The organism is Mucilaginibacter sp., from assembly GCF_039207105.1.
Taxonomy (GTDB): Bacteria; Bacteroidota; Bacteroidia; order Sphingobacteriales; family Sphingobacteriaceae; genus Mucilaginibacter.
In genome coordinates this window covers 1-3354 of the sequence record NZ_JBCECK010000275.1, presented here as the reverse complement: position 1 = coordinate 3354, position 3354 = coordinate 1, and the positions used below count along the sequence as shown (strand labels likewise).

The window sequence follows — 3354 nt, the reverse complement described above, 5'->3', positions numbered from 1 at the left end:
TAAAAAACCAGGTGGAGCATAATATCGCCCAGTTCCTTTTTTATTTCGGGCATATCGGCACTTAAAATGGCGTCGCTAAGCTCATATGTTTCTTCAATAGTAAGGTGGCGCAGACTTTCCAGCGTTTGTTTCTTATCCCAGGGGCAGTTGGCCCTCAGGTCGTCCATAATGGTAAGCAGGCGTTCAAATCCGGTTGCCGGGGTAGATGCGGTATCGGGAGCTTTTAAAGGCATATGTTTTATTTTTGTAGTACGATCAAAGATAGTGGATTTACTATCAACAGAAAAAATGAGGGGTTGCCGGGGCAGATTAATTGTTTATTAAATCTTTTACCGCCCGCAGCATTTCGCGCTTGCCTGCTGCTCCGGGCACTTTTTCAATAGTAAAACCCAGGCTCTTGAGCATTCTTTTTAAATTACCGGTTATGGCGTAGGTAACAAATATGCCGCCCGGCTTTAAAAAGCTTACTGCATGGCTTATGGCTGGCAGCTCCCACATTTCGGGCTGACGGGCCGATGCAAACGCATCAAAATAAATGATATCATATTGCCGCGCTGTCTGGAAATCCATAAGTGTAGTATTGGCAATGCCCAGGCTGCAATAATCATCAAGGTTTACTGTTGTTTTTAGAGCAGTGGGATAATTACTTATATAATTTGTCCATACCTCAGGCGACACATATTCCTGATAGCCTGTTTGTGCCATCATATCGGCACTGATCGGGTAGGCCTCAATACCTGTATAGTCTAATGCTGTCTGGCGAGCAATACAGAAATCGGCACTAAGCAAAAAATTTAGCCCGGTGCCAAAACCAACCTCCAGAATGCTTACCTCTTCTGGTTCCTTTTTATCCAGAAAGAAATTTAAACCGGCATTCACAAATACGTGCTTGCTCTCTTGCAAAGCACCATTGCGTGAGTGGTAATGCTCGCCAACCTGGGCGTTATAAATGGTTTTTGAACCATCTGCCGTGGTTACTATTTCCAGATTGTTGGCCATGTTCAGGAGCAATTTTATAATAATCTGCTAATTAACATTTTTGAGCACTTTCGGCAAATTCAATAATTACCTCGCCAAGGTCATATACAGGTACCTGTTGTATTTCAGCGTCAACTATGCTGGAAGCCGCGGCCGAGCGGTAGCCGGCAGCACAGTGTACAACAATAGGTTTATCTGTCGGTATTTCATTGATGCGTTCGCGTAATTCTGGTAGAGGAATGTTGATGGCGTTTTTAAATATCAAACCCTCTTTTACTTCATTTGGGTTACGTACATCTACAATAGTATACTCATCCAGATTGGTTTTAAAGTTGTTCAGATCCAGATCGCGAGATACAGCCTTAGCATTGGTCAAAGGCAATAAAGCAGCTTTAATGTTTTGTTCGTACCCTATTTTGGCTGCCTTTTTAATAAGCATGTCTAAATCACTTTCGGTTTCGGCAAGCAAGTAAAAAAGTTCAGTAGGTTGTAGTATGGAACCCAGCCAGGTTTCAAACTTTCCACCGTTCTGTAGGTTAATGGCGCCTTTTAAATGCCCATTTCTGAACTGTTGTTTCGGACGTGCATCAATTATGACAGTATCTTTTCCGAGCGGAGCTTCAATATTTAACCTCTCAATAGCATCAACGCTTTGCTGAAACGCTGGTGCACCGCTTTTATTTAAATCAACATCGTACCCGAAATAATGTGGTACAAAAGGCTGATCGGTGGTAAGGATATTAACAAAGGTTGCTTCATCCATCGGTTGCAGCGCGTAGTTTTCGCGTAGCTCGCGGCCTATGGTGCTTTCCAGATCGGGGCTCATGTTTTTACCACACAATGATCCCGGGCCATGCGCGGGATAAACTACAACATTCTGTGGCAGGATCATCAATTTTTGGCGGGTACTCTGGTACATTTGTTTGGCCAGTTCCTCTTTTTTAGCAGTAATATTACCTGCGTTTTCACGCAGATCGGGCCTGCCAACATCGCCTACAAACAGGGTGTCTCCTGTAAAAATAGCAGCGTCTTTTCCTTGCTCGTTTTCCAATAAAATACAAATAGAATCGGGCGAGTGGCCGGGGGTATTCAGCGCCTTTAGCTTGATATCGTTCAGTTGTATAAAGTCACCGTCGTCAAAAGTTTCATGTGGGTAGGTCGCACCTGTTAGCTTGCTGCAATAAATCACGGCATTGGTAGCCTGGTGAATTTCCAGGTGCGAACTTACAAAATCGGCATGCGGGTGGGTTTCTATAACGCCAACAATATCGGCATCATGCTGTGCTGCAAAATCATAATATGGCTGCGGGTTACGCGACGGATCAATAACGATCATTTTGCCTGTGCGGATCACGGCGTATGATGCATGCGCCAAACCTATATCGTAAAACTGATGGATAATCATAAGTGAGAGCAAATATAAGGTTTGATTGCATTGCTTAGAGAGGTTGAAAGTAGGCGAAAAGTAAAATAAACCGACAGTTATTGGGAATATATATTTAATTAAGATGATAAGTTATTTATTAGTTATTGAAATAATATTCTGTTAATTATGACTATTGAAATATGTGTTATAAATAAAATGCTATGAATAAAATAAATATCCTGAATATATTTTTATCTTATTATTTTGCACAGACAAAAAACCTTATTATGAAATCTATAAAAGTTCTGCTATTAGCAGCGCTGTTTATGCCTTTTCTGGCAACAGCTCAACAAAAAAATTCGGCTCATCATCATTCAGGTAATTCAAAACACCATAAAGGTGCCAATGGCCTTGTTAGGGGTGTAAGCTATGATGTTTTTAAAAGTTCGGTAAGCGACTTTGCCGACAGTACTAAAAAGCCGCTTGCCGATAGCGCCTGGGCGCTTTGGAAAGCCGAAAAGTGGGACGCTTTAGAGAAATTCTTCACAGCTAATAATTTAAATGGCGGCTGGCCCCCAAACCGCGGAGCCGTGAATTTAAAGGTAGTGGTTTTAAAAGCAGGTGTGCTGATTGACCGTTACGGAGGTTATTTTGATGCTGATAGCGTGTTTCAGGATAAAGGTACATTTGTATCTTTAACTGACGTTCCTTTTCCGCAACGTGCTTTGCCCGATAAAACATTGAGCTCGCCTTATAGGGTTTATAAAATTGTAAAGCCTATAACCAATGTTAAAGAAGGCAAAATTATTCCGTGGTTTGGTAAGCCTGGTTTAGGTGTTCAGGACGAATTGCCGTACCCTGTTAACGATTTAAAAAAAGAAGGTTATCTTGTGGAACAAAAGAAACAGGCTAACGCAAAATAATTATGATCACGGAATACATAAAGGTAAAATCATTAATATTTGATGGCAGCGAACAGGATGCGCTAAAATTATCCTTCAACCCTGATA

Annotated in this window: 4 protein-coding genes; 1 reads left to right on the top strand and 3 read right to left on the bottom strand. The window is 41.7% G+C overall.

Annotation, left to right across the window (positions count from 1 at the left end; all coding sequences use genetic code 11):
• The 3 genes from AAGC65_RS25450 to AAGC65_RS25440 all read right to left on the bottom strand — a co-directional run.
• The coding region (locus AAGC65_RS25450; protein ID WP_343115268.1) for a MazG nucleotide pyrophosphohydrolase domain-containing protein at window positions 1-233 on the bottom strand (233 nt) is incomplete at its 3' end.
• A 76-nt stretch (window positions 234-309) separates the two neighbouring features.
• The gene (gene mnmD, locus AAGC65_RS25445; protein ID WP_343115267.1) at window positions 310-999 is read right to left on the bottom strand and encodes a tRNA (5-methylaminomethyl-2-thiouridine)(34)-methyltransferase MnmD; all 690 of its coding nucleotides are present in this window, start codon (window positions 997-999) and stop codon (window positions 310-312) included.
• Window positions 1000-1030: 31 nt separating this feature from the next.
• A complete protein-coding gene (locus AAGC65_RS25440; protein WP_343115266.1) occupies window positions 1031-2383 on the bottom strand; it encodes an MBL fold metallo-hydrolase in 1353 nt (450 codons plus the stop codon).
• 248 nt (window positions 2384-2631) lie between these two features.
• On the opposite strand from AAGC65_RS25440, the gene AAGC65_RS25435 reads away from it, so the two are divergent.
• On the top strand, window positions 2632-3267 hold the full coding sequence (locus tag AAGC65_RS25435; RefSeq protein WP_343115265.1) for a TNT domain-containing protein: 636 nt from the start codon (window positions 2632-2634) through the stop codon (window positions 3265-3267).
• Window positions 3268-3354 lie beyond the last annotated feature (87 nt).